Below are 23145 nucleotides of genomic sequence, written 5' to 3'. Positions count from 1 at the left end.
CCCTTAAAACTCTACGGCTAAGCCGGCCCGGATTTCCCGGCGAAAGCCGTAGGCATCAGGGTTCGGCCCGCTCTTGGGATTCTGACCGAAGTTCGGCGACACGGGGTCGTTCACATAGCCCGGATTGCCATTATAGAATGTATCCAGTGTGTTCGGGTTGATGTCCCAGCCCAGCACATTCACGTTGTCAAACAGGTTGCGCACCTGCAGCAGCAGTCTCCACCCGAGGCCGCCCAGCTTGAACGCCCGCGTCACGTTGACGTCGGTCTGGAAATTCCACGGGCTTCTCTGCGAAAATTCCTGTCCGATGATATCCGAGCCGTTGGAATAGGTCGGCGTGAACGGCAGGCCCGACAGCGCCTGCGATATCAGGTTGACGTTCCAGCCCGACTGCAGCCATTTCGTCGTAAACGGCTGGCCCGCCAGCGGAGTGTCATAGGAAAGGTTGAACACGAGCTGGTGGCGGCGATCCCAGGCCAGCGGCGTTTCCCGCGGCGGCGGCGAATAGTTGGACCGCGTCACCTGCGAGCCGATGTCATACGAGTTGCGGCCATTGGCGAACGCCAGCGTGTAGGTGAACCGTCCCGCCAGATGCGATCCATACTGCTTGGAGACGTTGAACTCGATGCCGCGCGTCGACGCATAGTCCGCGTTGTAATAGATGGCGGCGTTCGAGCCGACGATGATCCGGCGGTACAGCGCGTAGAACAGCTCGTTTTCCGACGCCGTGTTGATCCAGTTATTGATGTCTTTGTAATACGTCGAGACATCCAGCAGGAAGTCCGCGCCGAACTGGTGCCGCACGCCCAACTCGTAGGCGATGGTCTGCTGCGGCTTCAAACTGGGATTGCCGAGGATCGGCGTGCCGCCGGTCTGAAGCTGGTTGACTCCGGTGAAGAAGAAGTCCTGCGCGGGACGCTGGTAGAAGTAGCCGTAGTTGAAGTGGAAGACGTCCTTCTCCGTCACACTGTACGCAATGCCAAGGCGCGGCGACAGGTAGGTCTCGCCACTCTTCTTCGGGGGAATGTAATCGATATAGCTCTGCGCACCCTGCTGGGCGAACGGATGCTGGAGGAAGTCGCCGGGAATCACCCAGTAGTCCATGCGCAGTCCGGCGTTCACGATGATGTCCCGGAACTCCGCCTTGTCCTGCACGTAGGCCGCGGCCGCCGACGGATAGTAGCGGTAGATGTCCGTATAGATGCCGCCGCCGTTGGTAGACACCGACGGATAGGGCAGATCCTGCGTAGCCGTGTTGTAGTAGTTGTACTCGAGACCGGCCTTCACGAGATGGCGGAGCGTCACCTGGCTGCTCACGTCCCCCTTGAAAGAGTAGACGCGCGAGGAGAAGTGCGCCCAGTCGGGCACGAGCTGTCCGGTGGTGCCCACCAGCCCCGTGCCGCCGATGTGGAAGCCGTCCACGCTCGGATAGGCATTGGTCGGATTGTTGTAATCCCACATGTGGTTGCCGTTCTGATCCACAAACGGCTCGCCGATGTCGTAGCGCCCGTTCTTGCGGCCCGTGGCATCCGGCAGATCGGTGAAGGGCTCGGAAGCCAATCCGTATCCGCTGGGCGCCTTGTTCTGCCCCTGCCGGGAGCGCTGGGTATCGTACGCGCTCAAGTGCAGCGTGTAATAGGTCTTCTGATTGACCGCATGGTTGAAGGTCAGCGCAAATTGCTGGTTTTGGCCGCGATCGGTGCGCACCGCATCGTTGGCATTGAAGGAATACGGCTGCAAGTCTTCGTCGATCAGACCGTCGCCGTCGTCATCCACCCAGTTCAGCGCTTCTTCGTCGACCCGTCCGTCGCCGTCATCATCCTTGCCGAAATTCTGCGCGAACGAGCCGGCGTCGGATCGCAGCCCCTGAATGGCCGCCAACTGATGCATGCCCGCGGAGATCTGCTCCGGAGTGTAGTCCTGCGGAAAACGCCGCGAGAGGCGGTACGAGTACGGGTTGACCCAGCTCTGATCCTGGTTCCAGAGCAGGTTGAACTTGAACTTCGGCTGAGGCGCATACGTCAGCTTGATGGCCGAATTGGTGTAGGACTGATTGCGCCGGACATCGAAGCTTCCCAGGTTCCACAGCGGATGCCGGTACCACGAATCGGTGTTGATCATCACCCCGTTATCGTTGGTGTTCTGCCCCCACGCCGCGCCCGAGGCAAAGAAGGACATGGAGCCCGGAATGCGCATCCCCAGCCGCGGCAGCAGTTTCTGCGTAATCGGTTCCGGCCCGGAGAGCGACGCTTCCGAATACGTATAGCCCTGGTAATTGGAAATCTTATGCCCGGGAGGATTGGTCGGGTCCACCACCAGCGCGCGCGTCTGCGGATCATAGGTCTGCGGCAGGGTGTGCGAGCCGGACAGCCCCGGGAAATCATTGACCTGCTGTGCATGGCCGTGATACACCGGATCACCTTCCTTGATGATCAAATTGACCACCGCCGACTGGGCTTCGCCGTATTCCGCGTTGAAACCTGCCGTCAACACCTGCATTTCGCCGATAGACTGATCGGAGACGTCGAGGCTGCGCACATTGAACTGCGGGTCGCGCACCTGCATGCCGTCCACCAGATAGAGCACTTCGTCGGGACGTCCGCCGCGAATATGGATATTGTTGCCCTGGCCGACCACACCCGCTTCGCGCGTCAGCGCTTCCCGGTAGGTCGTCACGGGCAATTGCGTGATTTCGTTGGAAGTCACAGATCTCACGGTCGTCGCCACGTCGCGCTGGATGACATCCCGCTGGGCTTCCACGGTGACTTCTTCTCCCTGGATCACCGACTGCTTGAGGGCGATGTTCACCGTACGCGTCTGGTCCGCCAGGACCTGAACGCCCGTGATGTTCTGCGTTTCGTACCCCAGCGCGGTCACCCGGAGTTCGTAAGTGCCCACGGGAACGTTCAAAACATAGTATTCACCGTTCTCGTTGGTAGATGCTCCGGTCGTGGTATTCACGATCACGATATTGACGCTGGGAATCGCTTCATTCGTGGCCGCATCCGTCACTTTGCCGGCGATCTTGCCGGTGGTCGCTGCCAGCAGCACCGATGCGGACCAACAAACGGACATCGCCACGAGCAGTGGCCATAAAATCCGTTTCACGGTTTACCTCCGGACCCTCACAAGGGCCGTTTGTCACACCTTATCGTACAAGTTCGTGGAGATTATCACAGGGCAGGCAGGGCTTCGCCCCGGAGACGGCCTGCGCCGCCTCCGGGGCAAAAGCAATCGATCCGCGACTACTTCAGCAGCACCATCTTGTGCGAAGCGAAGTAGGGCCCGGCGGACAGAGTGTAGAAGTAGATGCCGCTGGCTAACTGGGATCCGTCGAAGGTGAGCGTATGCCGGCCTTGTTCATAAAGTTGGCCGTTGACCACCGTCGCCACCTGCTGGCCCAAACTGTTGAACACCTTCAGCGTCACGTGATACATGGCGGGAAGGTCGAAGCTGATCTGGGTCGAGGGGTTGAAGGGGTTGGGATAGTTATCGAGCAGCGCAAAGCTGTTGACGCTGTTCATCGGGTGATCGCTCACACCAAGGAACGCCGAACCGACAACAATGGCCTGCATCCAATGCGCGCCGTAGTTGTTGTTGTTGTCCGTCGCGTCCACGTAGAACCAGATGGTATCGCCATTGGCCCAGCGGTGTCCGTTGCTGGCCGAATCGGGGATATGGTAGTAATAGGTGTCGCCGACAATACTGTCCTGTGGCAGCACCCGGTCGGTGTCGGCATCCGCCGGCACCCAGTGGTAGTTCATCGTTGAGGCCCCAATGCCCGAAGGATCCGTAATCACGGCGCTGACCACGAACGGACCGTGGGAACTGACCGGAGTCAGCAGCACGGGGTTCTGGATATCCGGCGGCATCGTGTCCACCGGAGCATAGCGGAAACTGGTGGTGATGTAGGCCACGCCGTTGGTGCCGCCCGCAAGCTGGTTCATGGTTGCGGTGGTCGAAGCAATACTGTCGACACGGGAATCCCACTGCTGCGTCTGGTCGATCCACGTCGTGCCACCGTCGGTGGAGCGCTCGGTGATCAAACCTTCCGGCGTTACAGCGCCCCAGATGTTGTTCGAAGCCACACCGCGGTTGGCATCCCACCAGTACATCTCGTTGATGTAAAGGATCGGACGCGAGCCGTCATACGGACCGGGAGCGTCGGCCAGGTTTTGGGGAGGCACAACCCAGCTTCCACCCCCATAGCCGAGCTGGTCAAAGCTGAACCACGCATGGTGGACCGCACCGGGGGCCGGCGGACCGGTATTGCTGACAACATAGGGAGTTTGGGATGCCGTGTTTACGGCGACGGAGGGATAGCGAACCGCGGACGCGATGTTGGAAGAGGACCAACTCTGTCCCTGGTTGCTCGAGTAGTAGACGATATCGCCCGAGGCGGCCTGATTCCAGAACGTGCAAATCAGCCAGTTGTTGACGTCGTCATAGGCGATGGGCTCGCTGGCGCCGACATAGTAGTTACGGGTCGGTTCGCCGGAGATGCCAATCTGCGTGATGGTGGCCGCGCCGCCCGCGACCGGAATCCGCCCAAGATATTGGGGATATCCGCTCGTGCCGATCTGCTGGAAGATCATGAACACGTTGGTGGCGCTGTTCACCTGCGAAAGATGCGGATATTGGGCCGTAGAGTCGATCTGCGGCGTGCTGGCGACGATGAAGGGTGTACCCCACGAGGCGCCGTTATTGGTGGACTTGGCGCCCCAGAAGGTGTTGGCGCCCGAAGCGTTGCGCCCCCAGATGATGGCGAACAGGTCGCCGTTGGGAGTCTTGCCGACGCTGGTCCAGCCGGACGGATTGGTCCCACCCACGCTGTGAAGGTCGTTATTGCCTTCCTGCATGACCACGACAGGCGTAAAGTTCGGCCCTGTAACCGAGTACACGGCATGCGTGGTGGAATCCATCAGCACGTAGCAGATATTGTTGTCGTTCGTAACAACCGTCTGGAAATCCGGATATTGGTTGGTTACCCGGAGCGTGATGCTTCCAAAATCGCCCGCGGTTTGCAGGCTCGACCAAGTCGCGCCGAAATCGGTGGTCTTGATATACCGCAGTTGGCCGTACGTTTCATCCAAGGTGCTTCCATGCCCGTGCCTTGGAATCGAACGCACCAAGTCCTGTACTCCCGCATTCTGCGGAGCCCGCGCATACACCATGCCTGCCATGAGAACAACAGCGCACGCAAGCGCCCACACCGCGGTTAGACGCACGAAACGTCTCGAGAGCATAACGTCCTCCAATCTTGAAGGGTTTAGCAACGACTATAAGCAGTCATTCAGCAATAGTGCCCGTCCATTACATTCCTTGTTTTGAAGTCAATTGCCGGCGAGACCGCTTGTGTCAAGCTCCGGTCCGGCTTCTCCCCTCTGCGGGGTACGCAAGGCCAACCGCACGCCTCTCACAAAACACCCCCGCCACCGTGCCAAAAGATGTCAACTATTAAAATAATGCGAACCCATCTCATTGTCAAGCAAAAAATTAAGTCATCTTAACGTTTCCGGTCGCCTCATCTTTGAGAAAAGTATATCAAACAATGTCTAACCTGTCAACTTCTGATCCGTCCCATTATCCACGGATATTGATCTTGTTTATTCTAAGTATCTCTTAATATGTCAGCTAAGTTGAGCCAACTATGCCTAACAAATCTTTCTTACTGAACATAAGTGCTCCCTTCTACGTCTCCTAAAACCCCTACGTTGAGTACGCTCTAAAAGAGAGGAAACCTTAGGCGAAGATTCCGGGCTATATCCCCTTGAATCCGACACTTCCGGCGTTCCTGCCGCTTCCTTATCTGTCCCTTCTCGCCTAAGGGTGCCTGTGCCATGCCCACATGGGCGGAGTGCCGCGTGGAAAAGCTTCCGGCACGCGCTCAGGAATGGTTGTAGAGGGTCCGCAACCTATACCTTACTTTATCAATTTCATAGCGCAACATTCGGCGGCCCTTGGCACTCCCAATCGTGAGTGCCTGCGTTTGCTTTTCGCCGCGCCGTCTTGTAAATTGAGGCTACCCTTCTGTAGATCGGATTCTCCTTTGGCACACAAACAGTTCGTCAAAAGGTTTACGGCGGTCGTTGGACTGGGACTGGTGGCTTACCTGTTCCTGTTCATCACCCAGGCCGCCGAAAAGGTCGCCGTCTGGCGCCAGGCCGCGACGTGCCAAAGTTCCGCACAGCTTCTATCCGGCGGCATCGTCGTATTCCAGCACGCCGACCCGGCGGAGTGCATCGGATCCGTGCCCGCCGAAGGAGACACCTTAGTCACACTGGCGGACAGCGCCGCGACCATGGAACGGTGGTACCGCTTCATGGACTCTCCGCAACCGCCCGGACTGATGATTCCCCTCGAATATCTCCATAATGGGGAACGGCTGCACACCGAAATCATGCTCCGCCTGCCCACCACAGCGGAATTTCTGCTGCTGACCGTGCTGCAGAGCCTGCGTTTTCTGATTGCGCTGCTCTTCATGTCCGTAGCCCTCTGGGCCTTCTTTGCCCGGCCCGATTCGGCGGGAGTGCGCGCGCTCGCCCTGTTCTCGTTTGCCATGACGGCCTTCATGATCAGCAGCATCGAGACGCTCTCCGGCCGCTGGGCGACTTTCCAGATCCCTTATCAACCGATCCTGCAGCAGATCCTGCATCAGTTCTCGATCCTCTTCGGCGCGTTCTGGCTGAATCTCACCCTGCAGTTCCCGCGGCCCGTCCACCTGCTTCGCGCACATCCCGTCCTCGCCTATTCCCTTTGCTATGTCCCCTCCGCCCTGCTGCTGGCGGCGATCGGCGCGGTGGTGGTTCTGAAAGTGGCGCTGCCCCTTAACCTGATCGCCCTGCTGATGCTGGCCGCGCAGATCGCCGGCGGGATGATCATCCTCGGCATCCGCCATTGGAAAGCCACCGAACGCATCGAAAAACGCCAGACCCGCCTTGTCCTCTGGGGAACCGGCACGGGGCTGGCGCTGCTGTTTCTGCTGATGCTGGTGGCGCAGGTCTTCCACGAGTGGCTGATTGCCGACCAGAAGCGCGGAATGGTCGTGGTCAATATCTCCTTTCTGGGGCTGCTGCTGTCACCCGTGTCGTATGTCTATGCCTTGGGACGCTACCGCCTGCTGGAAGTGGAAGCCCGCTTGCGGCGCGGCACGCGCTATGTGATAGCCATGACGGGCATGCTGGTTGTGCTCGCCGTGGCAGGCTATGCCGGCAGCGCCTTTGCCCGGCAGGCGTCGGCGTTGGGCAGTGTCTGGAGCGGCGTGGTGCTCACCCTGGTCTCGCTCGGCCTCGTGCTGGGAGGACGGCGAGCACGGGAATTCATCGTCGACCGCTTCTATCCGGAACGGCGGCGATTGCGGGATCTGTTCCATGACTTCCTGCAGCATACCTACATGATGACCGATGCCCGCACCTTTTGGAGAGAGTTGGAGGTCCATCTGCAGGACGGCCTGATGGTAGAAGGCGTCTATCCGCTGGTCCGGGCACAGGAAAACGGCGCGTTTCTCTGCCGGGATTTCGAGCATACCCCCTTCCATGCCGGTTGCGATCTTGCCGACCGCCTCGAGCGCGAGCGTAAGCCGATCATGGTGGACGAGGCCGTGGCCACGTCCCGGGTGAAGCTCACCGATGAGGAATCGGACTGGCTGGCCCAGCGGCGCATTGCCGTGGTGCTGCCGCTGCTGGCCCATACCCGCCTGATCGGCTTTTTGGGCCTCGGCATGAAAACCGAGCGCGATGACTACGCCGCCGAAGAGCTGCGGCTGCTCGATTCTCTGGCTCCGCAAGTGGCGCTTGCCAGTGAGAACATTCGCCTGCTCGAGGAGAACGTGGGCAAGAAACGGCTCGAAGAACAGCTCGCAATGGCGCGGCGCGTGCAGCACGGTTTTCTGCCGCGGCAGATTCCCTACTGTCCCGGTCTGGACGTTGCCGCCCGTTGCCGCTTCTGCCTCGAAGTGGCCGGCGATTACTATGACATCATTCCGCTGCCTACGGGCGAAACGGTGCTCGCCGTCGGCGACGTCTCCGGCAAGGGCGCGGGCGCCGCTCTGCTCATGGCCAACTTGCAGGCATCGCTGCGCACCGCCGTGGGCATGGGCATTCCGCTGACGGACATCGTCTCGCGGATCAATGAGCTGATTCACCGCAACACCCCGCCTGAGCAGTTCATCACCTTCTTCGTCGGCATGTTCGACCCGGTCCGGATGGAATTTACCTATGTGAATGCCGGCCACAATCCGCCGCTCCTCTTGCGGCGGGACGGCGTCACCGAGGCCCTCGATGTCGGAGGCCTGCTGCTGGGCACATTCCTCGGGTTTGCTTACCATCAGGCCACGGTTCCCCTGTCAAAGGGCGACGTCCTGCTGATGTACACGGATGGCGTGAGCGAAGCCATGAGTGAACACAGCGAGGAGTTCGGCGAAGACCGCATCCGCACTCTGCTGCGGGAACACGCCACGCATCCGCCCGATGCCATTCTGGACGACCTCGAACGCCGCGTTCTTCAGTACACCGGCTCCGATCTGCTCGAAGATGATTTCACCTTGCTGGCGGCGAAGGTGACCGGGTAGCAATCCCCACACGGCCTTCCGCTGATCCTCTCCGTTCCAACAGAAAACCCCCGCCACATGGCCGGGGGTTTTCTGCATTTTCAGCCTTTCAGCTTTTCAGCCTTTCAGCTTTTCAGCATTTCAGCATTTTCTTACTCGTATCTGAGCGCCTCAATCGGGTCGAGCAAAGACGCCTTTCTGGCCGGATAGAATCCGAAGAAGATGCCCACGAGACTGGAGAAGGCCAGCGCAATGAACGCGATCACCGGCGAGATGTCCGAGGGCCATCCGGCAAACTTGCTGATGGCCGCCGACACCCCGCTGCCCAGGGCAATTCCCAGCAGGCCGCCGATCGCGGACAGCAGCACCGCTTCCAGCAAAAATTGGAACAGAATGTCCTGCCCCCGCGCCCCCACCGACATGCGGATGCCGATCTCCCGCGTGCGCTCGGTCACCGATACCAGCATAATGTTCATAATGCCGATGCCGCCCACCAGCAGCGAGACCAGCGCCACGGACCCGAGCAGAATCGTCATCGTCTTGGCTGAAGACTCCACGGTGCTGGCAATGTCCGCCTGTGTGCGGATGATAAAATCGTCATCCTCGTTGCGGGCGATATGGTGCCGTGTGCGCAGCACGTCGGTCATCTCATCCACTGCCGAGGTCAGCGTCGCTCCACTGGTGGCCGAACCGAGAATCATGTTCACGCGCGTCTGCCCGCCCTGCATTCTGGCCGCCGTGGTGAAGGGAATCAGCACGATGTCGTCCTGATCCTGCCCCATCGCCGATTGCCCCTTGGCTGCCAGCCGTCCCACCACCTCAAACGGCAGGCGGCGGATGCGGATCGTCGTCCCCACCGGGTCCGAGCCCTGATAGAGATTGTCCACCACCGTCTGTCCGACCAGGCATACCTTGGCCGCGCCGCGCATGTCCGCATCGGTCATGCCCCGGCCGTTGGCGATGTCATACTTGCGGATGTCGGTGTAGGTGGGCGAAACGCCCCACACCTGTGTCGCCCAGTTCTGATCGGCGTACACCAACTGCGCGCCCTGGCGGATCGCCGGAGAAATCGCGCGCACGTCCGGGCACTGCGCGCCCAGCGCGTCCACGTCTTCGGTCGTCAGATTGGAGCGGCTGCCCGAGGCCTGGCGCGATCCGCCTTGACTGAAAGATCCCGAAAAGATCATGAACACATTGTCGCCCAGAGAGGAGATTTGCGCCTGCACGCTGTTGCGCGCACCGGTGGTAATCGCCACCATCGAGATCACCGCTCCCACGCCGATCACAATCCCCAGCATGGTCAGCATCGACCGCATTTTGTTCCGCAGCAGCGCCCGCAGCGACACACGGATCAGAGAGAGTACATTCATCAGGCCGTCCCTTCGTCATTCACAATCTGCCCGTCGCGAAGGGTGATTCTTCGCCGCGCATAAGCGCCGATATCCGGCTCATGCGTGATCAGCACAATCGTCATGCCGTCACGATTCAGAGCGTGAAACAGATCAATGATTTCGATGCTGGTCTTGGTGTCGAGGTTTCCCGTCGGCTCATCGGCCAGCAGAAGTTCCGGGCGGTTGACCAGCGCGCGGGCAATGGCCACTCTTTGCTGCTGTCCGCCGGAAAGCTGGGACGGATAATGGTCCATCCGCTCGCCCAGACCTACCCGTGTCAAGGCTTCCTTCGCCCGCTCATGCCGCTCGTGCGCGCTGATCTCGCTGTTGTAAATCAGCGGCAGTTCCACATTTTCCAGAGCCGACGTCCGCGAGAGCAGATTGAATCCCTGAAACACGAAGCCGATAAATCGGTTGCGCACCCGGGCCAGAGCATTGCGGGAGAGGCGCGAGACCTCTTCGCCGCTCAAAAAGTATTTGCCCGAAGAGGGACGGTCCAGGCAGCCAAGGATATTCATCAGCGTGGACTTGCCGCTGCCGGACGCGCCCATAATCGCCAGAAATCCGCCCGGCGTCACTTCCAGCGATACGCCGTCCAAGGCGCGGACTTCCGTTTCGCCCATACGGTAAACCTTCACCATATCGCGGATCGAGATCACCGAGTTGCCGTTGGATTCCATCAGCGTCGCGGGCCTCCTCCACCCATACCCGGCCCGCCGAAGCCCGGCATCCGGTTGCTGTTGGCATTAGTCGCCGCTGTGCCGCCGACCGTTCCCACAATCACCGAATCGCCCGGCGCAATCTGGCCGCTGATAATTTCCACATGATTGCCGTCATTCAAGCCGGCAGACACCTGCCGGGGCTCGGGCTTGCCGTCCTTGCCTCTGACCCACAGCGTCGACATCCGGCGCGAACCATCGCCCGCGTGATCGCCTGACCGCCCCCGCCACTGGCCGCGTCCCCCCGCACCCCGTCCCGCGCCCGTGCTGTCCCGCATCGCGCCCCGGGTCGTGTCGCGGACCGCTCGCGTCGTATCCCTTACCGCGCGCATCGTGTCCTTCTTCGCTGCCGGTGCGTCCGCGGGACGGAATCGCAGCGCCACCGACGGCGCGCGCAACACGTCATCACGCTCGGCGGTGACGATGGTCACATTCGCCGTCATGCCGGGACGCAGTTTCAAATCAGGATTCGACACCGAAATGATGACCGGATAGGTGACCACGCCCGAATTGGTCTGCGCGGCATAGCGAATCTGCTGAATCTGCCCTTGAAAGGTCTGATCGGGAAAGGCGTCCACCGTGAACGTCGCTTCCATGCCCTCCTTGAGTCCGCCGATGTCCGCCTCGTCAATATCGGTCTCAATCTGCATCTCCCGCAGATCCTGTGCAATCGTAAACAGCGTCGGCGCCTGCAACGATGCGGCTACCGTCTGCCCCACGTCCACGCTGCGCGAGATCACCACGCCGTCTGTCGGCGACGTGATTACGGCATAGGTCAGATTTATCTTCGCTCGGTCGAGCTGTGCCTGCGCCTGCGCCAGGCCGGCTTTGGCGACGTCAACGGCCGTCCTCGCGTTGTCGAAGTCCGCCTGTGAAGCCAATTTCTTGTCGAAGAGATCCTGCGTGCGCGTCATATCCCGCTCCGCCTGCGACAGTGTCGCCTGCGCGCGCTCCTTATTGGCATTGGATTCGTTCACCGCCGCCTGCAAAAAGGTCGGATCGAGACGCGCCACCACCTCGCCCTTTTTTACGGGTGAATTGAAGTCCACATACAGATTCTTGATCGTGCCGGACACTTGCGATCCGACTTGCACCGTGGTGACGGCACTGACCGTCCCGGTAGCCGTGACTTGCGTTTGTACATTGCCCCGGTCCACTACGGCCATGCGATAGGGCGTAGCAGCTTTGGCGTGGGCAGCGGACGATCTCCAGAAATAGAGGCCGGCGCCGACAACCACAAGAGCAATGATGATAATAACCCAGCGATTCATGTAAACCTGTTCAGGTGAAGGAAAAATTGCTTTGCCGTTTTAATACGCGGGAACTTGTGAAAGGTTTCCGTAAGTGATCCCGCGCAAAAATGCGAAAGTCCCGCCATACGGGCCCTTAACTCTTTGACACCCGACAGGAAAAAAGGATTAATTCACGCGGCAGGAACAAAACGGGGGGTTAACACTAATTCTGGACAATTCCGCCCAGCCCGTCAGCAAAGACTCTCGCTTCAAGGCTGTTTATTAGACTTGGATAGGGATAGTAATAGATGAATTTACGGCGTTCCTCTTGCAAAAGCAAGGTGAAAGCCTTAGATTGCGCTAAAGGATCTTACAGCGGGCGGGATATGTATCAGGCAGGAATGCGGCGTTTTTTCTTTCGGATCTGTTGTGCGCTGATTTTTTTAGCGATATGCCTGTGTACCGGCGTCGGTTGCAATCACGCCAAACGGGCGGGACGCGAGACCGGCACGGTCTCTCCACGCCCTCCTACAGCGCGTGAACACGCAGGGGCTCCCACCTGTTCTTACGTGGTGGATGATAGCGGCAACCTGATCCTCGATCTGAACGAGTGCCGTACCCTGCAGGATGACAGCTCGTGTGTCGTCCTCAAGGGATCGTCGCTGGGCCGGCCCATCTATTTGACGCACATCGAAGACCAAATATTCTATGCGCTGGACAGCCGCTGTGCTCAGGGCGGCTGCAACGCGACCGTCCACGGCAAGGAATTCGTCTGCCCGTGCGACAGTACTCACTATGCTCTGACCGGCGCAATCCTTCGCGGCCCGGCATCAACGGGACTGCGCGAACTGCCGTCCCTGAAGAATGGCAACCGCATTCGTGTGACGCCCCGGTAATTTAGAACGATCCGGCGATCTGGACGCAGAGTTGCCGCAATCCGGCGGTTCGGCTCCAGCGGTATTCGGTGCGGCATTCAATTCCCGCACCGGCTTCAACCCCCAGACCTGCGCTGTAATAGCGGCGTGTGGCCTGATTGTCCCGCTGCACATAATCGAATCTCTCCAGCAGATACACACGGCCCGCACGCTGCATCCATTCGGCGTAGCCGCCGCGCGAGTATTGCGCGCTCGCTTTGTCGCCCTTGCGCAGTACAATTCCTTCCGCCTTGGCCGAGAGACTTCTCCACGTGTCTTGCACATGGAGTCCGGTCATGCTCATCGCTCCCGCGCCCCGACTTTCCCAGCCGTGCGCCAGTGAGCCGCCACCTTCCAACCCTGGCAGCAGGGTGATATTCAGGCGTACGCCGCTGCTCACGCTGGGAGCAACCACACTCCACCGCTCGTCATCTTCAGCAAGCCCTTCCGGCACCGCTCCCTCACCGCGCCAAAGGCGCGACTCGAATCCCTTAACCACGTAACCATTGATCGTCCCGTAAGGTGACGTAACGGTCGTCGTCATTCCGATGTCGTTCCAGCCACCATGGGTTTCAGCCACAGCCACCGGCATGGTTACCGCTTTGCGGGCCATGGAGCTGTACACCTGATAGTCCAGGCCAAAGGGCACGTCAAACTGTCCGGCGCTGACATCCCAGCCCGTGACTCGCCTATTTCTATGCCCGTCGTCTGCTCCCGCTTTGATGAGCGTATAGCTGATGGTCGCCGCACCCACTCCGAAGCTGCCATCCGCATAGCAAATCGAGAGCGCGGTGGATGTGCGCTCATTCAGGGGATGGGACAAATCCAGTTCGATCTGATTGAATCCGGCATGCCCTTCGTGGCTGCTGCCGGGATTGGATGTGAAGATGCCGTCCATGAATCCGGAGACATTGAGCTTCGACTCGAATCCTGTAGGCTTCTCCAAAACGGGATCCACCCGGAGCTTGGCCAGTTTCCGCCGCGGCAAATAGACCGCGCCATCCCGTCCGGCAATCAGGGTCTGATCCTCAAAGCCCGCCATCTGCTCTTCGAGGACCTGCATCCGGATCTTCAGATCGGCAATCACTTTGTTCAAACTGTCCGCGCTGGATGGGGACTGGGCAAAGAGGCCTTCGGCACCACTCAGCACCGCAACGAGAAGCCAACGGCAAACGTTACGCATGCTTATTTTCCACCATTGAGTCGAATGATCCGTTCGGAAAATCCTTCAGCTCTCTATTGGCAAGCGATGTGCCCGTGCGGATCACCATAAAATCAGCAACTTACCAGAGCCCCACCGCGAACAGGTGAATTCCCGGCAACCTGCGGCGGCCAGATTACAACGCGTCGACACTCAATTCAGAGCAAGAATCTCGATTCAGGACAGTCGCGACCCTGTGATGTCTCTTGGAATCTTGTCAACACAAATCTTTTGCGTAACTACAGGGACAACTCTATAGCGGATTGTGAGCATTCCTCCACAAAAATTGCTAATGACGATTTGTGTTTATTAGGATGAACATAGTCTATTGAATAGATGAGGGGCCATTTTATCCTTGACTTTCTTGTCTGACAGACTAACTTAGAATAAGCACCATAGCACAGCATACAGCAACTCAACGCGACTGTCCGGCAGTCGAAGGACGTGAAAGACTTCGCGGTATGAAAATGCTTCAGCCGCCGCGATACCTATCAGAGACGTACTGTGCCTCGGGCGGCCTGATGCCCGGCCAAATGAAATGGTTGGACAGAGAAGGATGACTTTGTTTCAACGGTTAATGATAGCCACAGGAATTGTGGCTTGCATTTTTTCTGCGCCGCGCGAGGCCAAGTGCCAGACGCCCGTAACGACCTCCGACGTGGTGACCGTGGCAAACAACTGGCTGCATCTCGGACAGGAGATGGACTGGGGCTGGAAGGCTGCACCGGACTTTAACCCTGCTTCGGCCAAGGAAATTATCGAAAAGGGTGAAGTCGTCGGCTATTTCCTGTCGGTGCCGTCCGGAGGGTACATCCTTCTGCCTGCCTGCCGTGAACTTCCGCCGGTAACCGCCTACTCGTCCGAATCCGCATTTTCGCCGAATGATGCAGGCGGCTTTGCCGCTCTGGTGCGGGAAGAACTCCACGCCAAGATCGGTCTGGTCCGCAGTTGCCTGAGCACTCCGACGCCGCCCGTCGAATGGACGGCAGTCACCGCCGAGATCGAGCATGATCGCTCGCTGTGGCAGGCCTACACGGCGTCCTACAGCGACTTTTCCGCATCGCTCGCCGCACAGAATAGCCGCGCCGAATCCTCGACCCCCAACCGCGATCATCGCTACAGCATCGATGACATCCAGCCGCTGGTCACCACAAGCTGGCATCAGAATGCTCCTTTCAATAATCTCTGCCCACTCGGACAGGGCGGAGGCCACTGTGCCGTCGGCTGTGTCGCCACCGCATGCGCGCAGATTCTGGCCTTCTGGGGTTATCCCGCCGCGGGCACAGGCTCGCATTCCTATGCGTGGAACGGCGACCAGTCCTGCGGCAGCAATATCCCGGGAGCGACTCTCTCGGCCACCTACAGTGACAGCTATGACTGGGGCAATATGCTCGACAGTTATGTCGGCAGCGAAACGGCGGCAGAGCAGACCGCCGTGGCCGAACTGTCCTACGAAGTCGGCGTGGCGCTGAATATGGACTATGGTGTGTGCGGCTCGGGTGCTAACACGGCATCCGTCGCCAGCATTCTGCCGCTCTACTTCGGCTATGCCGGCGGGATCGAGATTCAATACCGCAATGCCTACAGCACCGCGGCGGCGTGGTTTACCATGCTGCAGGAAGATCTGAATATCGGCCGCCCCATGCAGTACCGCATCCAGTCCCACTCCATCGTCTGTGACGGCTGGCGTGTTTCCGGCGGCAATCAGATCCATCTGAATTACGGCTGGAATGACGGGCATACCACGTGGTACACGGTCGACAACCTCTATTGCACCTGGACCGGCTGCAGCCCCAGCGTGGAATATGTCGTGCGGCATATTCGTCCGTCAGGCGCGATACCGTCCGACCTGACGCTGACCTGCCCCAACGGCGGCGAAGTGCTGGAAGTCGGAGAGCAGCACACTATCCAGTGGACCTCCCAGAATGTCACCGGCAATGTAAAGATCGAACTCAACCGCAACTATCCTGCGGGAAGTTGGGAAACCCTCACGGCCAGCACGTCCAATTCCGGCACCTACCTCTGGACGGTCACTGCCCCTACCTGTCAGGCGGCCCGCGCCCGCATCAGCAGCGTCACGAATCCGGCGATCAGTGATACCTCCGACGCCAATTTCGCCGCCCAATCCGCCGCACCGCCACAGATCACCGCACAGGTGGTCAGCGACGGCCTTCGCCTCGCCTGGCATGATACCGGTTCAGCTTACTACCGGATCTACAGCAGTGATGCCGCCGGCGGCCCTTATTCCACCTTCGTCGGCAGCACGTCCGATACGACCTACACCACCGATCCCGTATTCGACCTGCGCTACTACACGGTCACCTCTTCAACCACGCCGTAGAGCGCCTTTCAGATTTTCAGCCTTTTCTTCTGGTCCCGGTTCCGCAGGCTGGGGCAAGATAAAACGGGCGCATCCCCCGCGCCCGCGTTAGGCCACACGCGCCGACCCTTTGGTCGGCGCGTGTGTTTTTGTGCCTGCGTTAACAAATCCTGACCTTACTCCTTGGGCATAAAGAAGAGGGCGGCCCCCACGGGTCGCCCTTATTCAGCTTTCAGCGTACAACGCTCAGTTTTTCTCATAGAAGTCCGCCCGCCGGTCCCCCACTAAATCATTCCACATGGTCACGCGCTTGTTGTCTGCCGCGGAGGGATCGATCTCCACCACGGCCACCCCATGCTCATTGCCCGGCGCATCGGCCAGCACGGTTCCCTTCGAGGAGACAATCTGCGAATGCCCGGTAAACGTCAGACACCGTCCCGCGCGGCGCTCGGTGCCCACACGGTTAGCCGTCACACAGAACACGGCATTTTCCAGCGACCGCGTCACCATCGCATGCTGACAGTAAGGCATCACGAGGTTGGAAGGATGGGCAATAATCTGCGCGCCGCGCAGCGCCAGGGTGCGCGCGGCTTCCGGAAAGCGCCAGTCGAAGCAGATCATCAATCCGACCCGCGCCGATCCCACCGGAAACACCGTAAAGGGGATATTGCCCGGATCGAACACCTTCTTCTCATGGTCGAAAAGGTGGAGCTTGCGATACTGACCCACTACGCCTTCCGGTCCAGTCAGCACCGCCGCATTGAACACATGCATATGGCTGCGCTCGGCAAGTCCAATCACTGCATGGCAGTTCCGCTCCGCACAAAACTGTATCAGCCACTGGCACGTCTCGCCGCCGGGGACCTCTTCGGAGAGCGTCCGTGCCTCCTCGCGGTCCAGATACTCATATCCGGTGAGAGCCAGTTCGGGCATCACCCACAGGTCGGCGCGGACCTCTGCCGTCAGCTCTTCAATTTCTTTGCGATTAGCCGCTTTGTTGCCAAAAACCGGGGACGTTTGAACGATGCCGATACGCATGGGCCACCTTAATCACGTTGCTCAGAACCTTGGCTTAATATAGCAATTTCCCTGCAAAAAAGCGGCCTCCTGTGGGGAGGCCGCCTATGTAAAAACTGCGGTGGCGCGCTCGCCCCGGGCAGCGTCTGAATCCGACAAAAGGCAGCCCCGGTAAGGAACTGCCTTTTGCGACAAGGAGCGATGCGCCGTGACTCTCCTCAGCGGCGCGCGGGCTGCGGTTACCCGCTCATTCTATGGGATGCAGGCATCCGGCCTATTGTTGCAACTGAACATGGGCCCAAGTCTCTGGTCTCACGTCTCAGCCCAACTTTACTCTTCTACAACCGCGGCTTTCTTCTTCGCAAAATCCAAAGAGAGCTGTCCGGCGGGACGCGCATTCCACAGCGTGAGCATCAGGATGCCGCCCAGCAGGCTGAAGCCGATGATCCCCCATGTCCAGTTGGCCCAGCCGAAAGTGTCCAGAAACCAGCCAAGCCCAAAGCCCACAATGCCGCCCGCCAGATACTGCATGCCGTCGAAAAATCCCGCCGCCGAGGCTGCCGCTTTTTTGCCGCCGAAGTCCATCGAGGCCACACCCGAAAGCAGACTGTGCGTGCCCTGAATACACATCGACACCAGCATAAACATCCAGATCGAAGCAATCGGCCCCCAACTCTGGCTGAAATGCAATCCCAGCAGCGCCAGAGCCTGCCCAAAGAAGAACAGCGCCGCCACCGGAGGGCGCCGTGAACCGAATACCTTGTCGGACATCGTTCCCGCTAAAAGTCCGCCTAAAATCGCGCCGATGGGCATGCCCACCGCCGTCAGCATAAAGGCCGCTGAGGTGAAGGCCACATGGTGCACTTCCCGCATAAAGCTCGGAAACCACTGGTCGATGCCGTGCCGCACAAAGCCCGTGCAGAATTCCGCCAGCGCAATCACCAGCATCACCCGGCTGGTGAACACCTTCTTGGCGATGTATTTGTAATCGACCTTGACGTCCTTCTCCTGATCGCTGCCGTCTCCCGGATCAAGGTAGGCATAGCCCGCGCGGTCCGGCGCATCGGCAATGGCAAACTTGCCCACAATCAGAATCACCAGCAGCACAATCGCCGGAATAAAAAACACATATTCCCAGGCCATCATGGTGACAATGATCCCGCCCAGCGTCATGATTCCCAGCCGCCCCGCCTGAATCATGATTCCGAAAATTCCGCCGAACACTCCCCGCTCCCGCACATGAAACCAGGCCGCATTAACCTTGACAATCGACAGCGCGCCGAAGGACTGAAAATAGCAGTTGAAAATCCACAGCGCAATAAAGATCGACAGCAGAAACGTCGCCGATTTTCCGAAGGCTTCCAGCATGGCCACCCGCGCGGGATCGGCGCTCTGCAAATCCTTGGGCAGCAGTTTATGGAATTCCTGAATGCGCTCAAAGGAATTCAGCGGCGTGGCCTTCAAAACAGTGGTCGGCACGCGGAAATAGTCTTTGATCTCCGCGCTCTTCACGCCCGAGGCCAGCAGCGCCAGCGAATCCTCCGCCCCCACATGCTCGCTCGCGTTCCCTTTGTAAATTGCGCCGCGCTTCATGATCACGGTGGGCTGATTCCACACCTGTGCCTTCAGCGGTTCATACTGCGTGCCGAGCTGCCGCAGTTCATTGGGCACACCAAAGAAGCCGGGTGCCAAACCAAACAGCAGCGTAAACAGAATGACGAACGTCCCGCCGAACAGAATCGCCTTGCGTCCGCCGATGCGGTCGGCAATCGGACCGTTCAGAAACACCGAGGCGGCATACACCCAGAAACCCGCCGTGAGGATCATTCCGAGCTGTTCTTTCGACCAGCCGAAGGTCTCCCGCAGGATGGGATTGGCAATGGTAATATTGTAGCGGCACATATAATAGGCCGCATACAGGAGGCCGAGGGAGACCCAGTTCTGAGCGCGCCGCGTGCGGAAACCGGGTTGAGTCAGGTGGGAACGGTCGAAGTGCATGGGATTAAACTCTTTAGCGGAAGCAAACCGGGGCCGGATCAATCGTGTTCAAGTTACTCAAATCCTGCTCAAAGTACAAACCCGGTGGCCGTCTCTTCCCCTGTTTAAGAGGCCGAATCTCCCCAATTCGGCACCGTGATGCAGTTCTAATAGCTTCGATCCAGATTGTGCTCCCGCTGATCAAGTTGACTTAGAGCAGATCGGCCCTTATATTGTGCCTCAGATTCAAGCAGGACGGCACAACAACAAGCGGACTATAAGAGCAAAAAAGCTCCGCCACGCAACGACAATCAGACGTGACGTTCAAAAGTTTACCGCCGTGCGTCACTGCGGAAAAAAAGCCACACAGAGCTTTCGCCCCGTCGAAGTAATATCCCGATGGGGTTTTCTGTTTCTGGCATAGAAAGGAAGACGCACCGATTAGCCGGCGGGTTCCATCCCGCCCGGATTGTCTAAGCCTGTGCGATTAGGTGGCGGCCTCCGCGCCGCCACATTCTGAAAGAAGCCACATTCTGACGAAAGTGGGAGACAGGTACCGCACCTATTAGGTGGCGGCCTCCGCGCCGCCACATTCTGAATGTAGTGCCGGAAGGTCCGGCGAAGCCGAGATCTCACCACAAGCGGGGCAAGGCGCTTGTAGCGCCCGCCTTGGCGGGCTCTTCATCTGACCTTCCCCCTTTGAAAAAGGGGGGATCAGAAGGGGGTTCTGCATAAAAAAGGCCCGCCACCTTCTTCAGGTTCGAGCCTTCTTCGCATTCCTTCATCCCTCCGCCTTCATCCTTCATCCTTTATTCGGCTCCGCCACCCTCCCGACTGGTGTTGTCGCGCATGGGAGCGATGCTGGCGCTCCCCTCGTTAAAATGTCAGCTTAAGCAGTTCCACCATTACGACGTCCACATTTCTTTTGAGCCGCTTCACGTCGTCGTGTGTAGATTCTGTATGCGTGGAGAGTGAGCCACGTTCATAGACACTTCGAGTCAATTTCGCAAACATCTCATCAATGTCGTGTGCCTGCCCAGTGATTTGTCGACGCAAAGCATCAGGATCGCCTCTCGATTTCATGATGAACGCAGCTTTCTGCCTCATTGTTGGCCCTGATGTGTTCGGTTCGACCTTGAAACCGGGTTGAGCGGTTAAGTCTTCGTCTCGAGCAAAATGGTCAAGAACTTCCCGCAAGCACTCTCGTATTTCACATGCCGTACCTCGCCACGAAACTCTGGAAGTCGCGTGTAGATCCGCAACAACCTGATCATAACATCGCGCCGCAGTAGGCACGAGCCTGTGTAGAGTCTTCGATATTTCCTCCTCGGCCCCGGACATCGGAGCACCATTGTCGGCTTTGCTTTTCCGAATAGTTGCGGCGATGGCTAATTCGCGACTTACGTCAAGGCTCTTCGTGCAGACTTTTAGTCTGTTCAAGCACTTCAAGTAGCTTTGTCTAGCATTCTGTCCATTGGTCAAAACAAGTAGCTGTTGAAAGTCGCTGTCGAATTGCGCAAGCTCGTCTGCGATGCCGATGGCGTCAAGATCGCTGCGTATTGTTCTGAAATAGGTCTGGACCAATGATCGACCACGATTTCGGAGTTCTTTCGAGTTAATATTTCTGGAGGTCATCTTCTTAATGTCGACCCAAAGGCCAGTCAAGTCGTCTACAAATGAGCGCCAATCTTTGTCGTAATCTGCTGGCATGGTTACAGTCTCTCCTCGTCAATGACATAACTGATCACCAACTACTTAGATTTTGGCTCAGTATTCGCTGGGAGCTTATGTTCAACCAGATTGTAGCCAACCGCGTTGAGTTTATAATGGCCCGCTGAGGCTTGGTCAATATACCCCGCATTCTTGGTGTTTACAAGAACCTGCCTCAGGTGTTTTGGCACCGGTAGCTTCGCCTGCTTGAAGTATGGTTCCAGTACCGATGCATTGAACTCGTCTACCTTCGACTCACCTGTTAGGACTTCCGAGAGATAGAACATCACCACTAGTGCTCGCTCGTTCTCAGATTTCGGACTCTTCTCTTGCGCAAACGATCGAATGTCTGAGTTCGCTCTCGGTTTCTGGATAGTCTGTTTGTTCTTGTCTACATGCGTTTCCTCGGGCAGCGGAGGCGATTTGTGCGCTGACTGTTGAGGAGGCGAGGCAAAAGTCTCGAGCGAGATTGATTTCATGTCAAGAACATACTTGACCACCCGCAGAGCCGCTGCAGGATCCAGACTTTCGAACGCCTCAGCTAATTTCTCAAGGGCTTCGATTTCCTTGTTCCTAGGTTTGTCCGTCATTGATAATCTCCTGTTTGGGTGAGGCCACAGCAAACGATTTTCATTGCTGCGCCTGGTTCTACCTTCCAATGTTGTGTATCTTTAAAGAAGCTTGAATGCGCAATCCCTCCTACCCCGCCCTCTTATTCCACAACACCGTCATCAGCACTCCCCCAATCAAAGCAAACCCCGAAAGGCTCACCAGCCAGCCGCTCCAGCCAAACGTGTCGATCACATAGCCGATTCCCGGCTGGGCAATGCCCGCGCCGATGTACTGGAAAGCGTCGATCATTCCCGCCGCGCTGCCCGCCGCCTTGCGCCCGCCGAAATCCATCGCCGCCGCGCCGCCCAGCAGACTGTGCGGGCCATTCACAAAAAACGAGAGCAGAATCAGCAGCACCGCCGCCGTCGTGGGGCCGCTGGTATAGTAAAAGAGAATCAGCAGCACGAACTGCGCGTAGTACATAATCGCCGTCGGCGGCCCGCGCCGCGCACCAAACAGTTTGTCCGATGCCATGCCCGCCGCAAAGGCTCCCAGCGTCGCCGCCACCGGCATCGCCAGCGCGCGGATCTGAAATGCCGCCGAATCCGTCGCGAGATGCTGCACCTCCTGCAAATACTTCGGGAACCACTGCTCCAAACCGTGCCGCACAATGCCGGTGCAGAAATACGCCGAAGAGATAATCCACAACACGCGGCTGTAAAGTACCTTCTTCAGTGTGTAGGCAATCCCCAGCGGCTGCGTGCCCGCGCCTGTATCCTGTTCTCCCATATCCGGCGGTTCGAAGCCGAACTCTTCGGGATGATCCCGAATCGCAAACCAGCCAATCACCGCAAACACGGCGGTAATCGCCGCCGGAACATAAAAGATCGTCGTCCAATCCGACGTCGCAATCAGCCAGCCGCCCAGCAGCGTAATCGCAAAGCGGCCAAGCTGAATCATCATCCCGAAAATCCCGCTGAAAGTGCCGCGCTCCCTCAGCGCAAACCAGTTGCCGTTCACGCTGACAATCGACGGTGCGCCGAAGGCCTGAAAGTAACCGTTCGCTCCCCACATCACCACAAAGTAGCCCAGCACTCCGATGTCCGTGCCCAGCGCCATCGCGCAGTTCATGGCAATCGTGCCGATGGCTCCCACCAGAATCGCCTTACGTCCGCCCACGCGGTCGGTAATCTGCCCGTTGACAAACTGCCCCAGTGCATACAGCCAGAACCCCGCCGCCGTGATCCAGCCCCACTCCTGATTGCTCCACCCAAACGTCCTGGTCATGGTGGACGCAGCAAAGGAGATATTGTAGCGGCACATGTAATAGGACGCGTACACGAACCCCAGCGGCAGCCACACGGTCGTCCTTACACGGCGGTAAACGGCATTCTGTTCAACAGGCACGGTAAAACCTCAAAAGCAAAAATCCGAAAAAGCGAAAATGCAGAGGATGTGGAGCAGTCTTTCCTTCATCCTTCATCCTTCATCCTTCATCCTTCATCCTTCATCCTTCATCCTTCATCCTTCATCCTTCATCCTTCATCCTTCATCCTTCATCCTT

14 protein-coding genes are annotated in these 23145 nt (G+C 58.4%); 3 read left to right on the top strand and 11 right to left on the bottom strand.

The genetic code is table 11. The annotated features are described in order from the left end of the window. Positions 1-3: 3 nt before the first annotated feature. Positions 4-3108 (bottom strand): TonB-dependent receptor, encoded by a 3105-nt coding sequence (locus VGL38_12855; GenBank protein HEY3296309.1) that lies wholly within the window; start codon positions 3106-3108, stop codon positions 4-6. A gap of 137 nt (positions 3109-3245) precedes the next feature. Continuing rightward, entirely contained in the window at positions 3246-5246 is a 2001-nt protein-coding gene (locus VGL38_12850; GenBank protein HEY3296308.1) for a T9SS type A sorting domain-containing protein, read from the bottom strand. Positions 5247-6049: 803 nt separating this feature from the next. Between VGL38_12850 and VGL38_12845 the strand changes: the two genes are divergently transcribed. Next, complete coding sequence (locus VGL38_12845) at positions 6050-8569, top strand: GAF domain-containing SpoIIE family protein phosphatase (GenBank protein HEY3296307.1); 2520 nt, start codon at positions 6050-6052, stop codon at positions 8567-8569. Positions 8570-8700: 131 nt separating this feature from the next. Here VGL38_12845 and VGL38_12840 read toward each other — a convergent pair whose 3' ends face one another. From VGL38_12840 to VGL38_12830, 3 genes are read right to left on the bottom strand one after another with little or no spacing between them, the layout of a single operon-like run. Then, positions 8701-9918 carry an ABC transporter permease gene (locus VGL38_12840; GenBank protein HEY3296306.1) on the bottom strand — a complete coding sequence of 406 codons (1218 nt, stop codon included), beginning with the start codon at positions 9916-9918 and terminating at the stop codon, positions 8701-8703. Beyond that, positions 9918-10619 carry an ABC transporter ATP-binding protein gene (locus tag VGL38_12835; GenBank protein HEY3296305.1) on the bottom strand — a complete coding sequence of 234 codons (702 nt, stop codon included), beginning with the start codon at positions 10617-10619 and terminating at the stop codon, positions 9918-9920. The genes VGL38_12840 and VGL38_12835 overlap by 1 nt, the downstream gene beginning before the upstream one ends. Beyond that, positions 10619-11929 (bottom strand): efflux RND transporter periplasmic adaptor subunit, encoded by a 1311-nt coding sequence (locus tag VGL38_12830; GenBank protein HEY3296304.1) that lies wholly within the window; start codon positions 11927-11929, stop codon positions 10619-10621. The genes VGL38_12835 and VGL38_12830 overlap by 1 nt, the downstream gene beginning before the upstream one ends. 362 nt (positions 11930-12291) lie before the next feature. Here VGL38_12830 and VGL38_12825 point away from each other — a divergent pair, with 362 nt between their 5' ends. Beyond that, entirely contained in the window at positions 12292-12786 is a 495-nt protein-coding gene (locus VGL38_12825; protein HEY3296303.1) for a hypothetical protein, read from the top strand. 1 nt (position 12787) lies between these two features. Here VGL38_12825 and VGL38_12820 read toward each other — a convergent pair whose 3' ends face one another. Then, positions 12788-13987 carry a hypothetical protein gene (locus VGL38_12820; protein HEY3296302.1) on the bottom strand — a complete coding sequence of 400 codons (1200 nt, stop codon included), beginning with the start codon at positions 13985-13987 and terminating at the stop codon, positions 12788-12790. 613 nt (positions 13988-14600) lie between these two features. Here VGL38_12820 and VGL38_12815 point away from each other — a divergent pair. Continuing rightward, positions 14601-16346, top strand: coding sequence for a C10 family peptidase (locus tag VGL38_12815; GenBank protein HEY3296301.1), 1746 nt, complete (start codon positions 14601-14603; stop codon positions 16344-16346). Between the two features lie 225 nt (positions 16347-16571). Here VGL38_12815 and VGL38_12810 read toward each other — a convergent pair whose 3' ends face one another. The 5 genes from VGL38_12810 to VGL38_12790 all read right to left on the bottom strand — a co-directional run bounded on the left by VGL38_12810 (position 16572) and on the right by VGL38_12790 (position 22988). Further along, complete coding sequence (locus VGL38_12810; protein ID HEY3296300.1) at positions 16572-17363, bottom strand: nitrilase-related carbon-nitrogen hydrolase; 792 nt, start codon at positions 17361-17363, stop codon at positions 16572-16574. 309 nt (positions 17364-17672) lie between these two features. Further along, positions 17673-19340 (bottom strand): MFS transporter, encoded by a 1668-nt coding sequence (locus VGL38_12805; protein HEY3296299.1) that lies wholly within the window; start codon positions 19338-19340, stop codon positions 17673-17675. 855 nt (positions 19341-20195) lie between these two features. Next, on the bottom strand, positions 20196-21029 hold the full coding sequence (locus tag VGL38_12800) for a hypothetical protein (protein HEY3296298.1): 834 nt from the start codon (positions 21027-21029) through the stop codon (positions 20196-20198). A 41-nt stretch (positions 21030-21070) separates the two neighbouring features. Then, positions 21071-21619 (bottom strand): hypothetical protein, encoded by a 549-nt coding sequence (locus VGL38_12795; GenBank protein ID HEY3296297.1) that lies wholly within the window; start codon positions 21617-21619, stop codon positions 21071-21073. A gap of 109 nt (positions 21620-21728) precedes the next feature. Beyond that, positions 21729-22988 (bottom strand): MFS transporter, encoded by a 1260-nt coding sequence (locus VGL38_12790; GenBank protein HEY3296296.1) that lies wholly within the window; start codon positions 22986-22988, stop codon positions 21729-21731. Between the last annotated feature and the right edge of the window lie 157 nt (positions 22989-23145).

The sequence above is a fragment of the bacterium genome (assembly GCA_036504735.1).
Lineage (GTDB): Bacteria > Electryoneota > RPQS01 > RPQS01 > RPQS01 > DASXUQ01.
The sequence above is the reverse complement of the archived record's forward strand: the minus strand, read 5'-3'. Positions and strand labels throughout refer to the sequence as shown.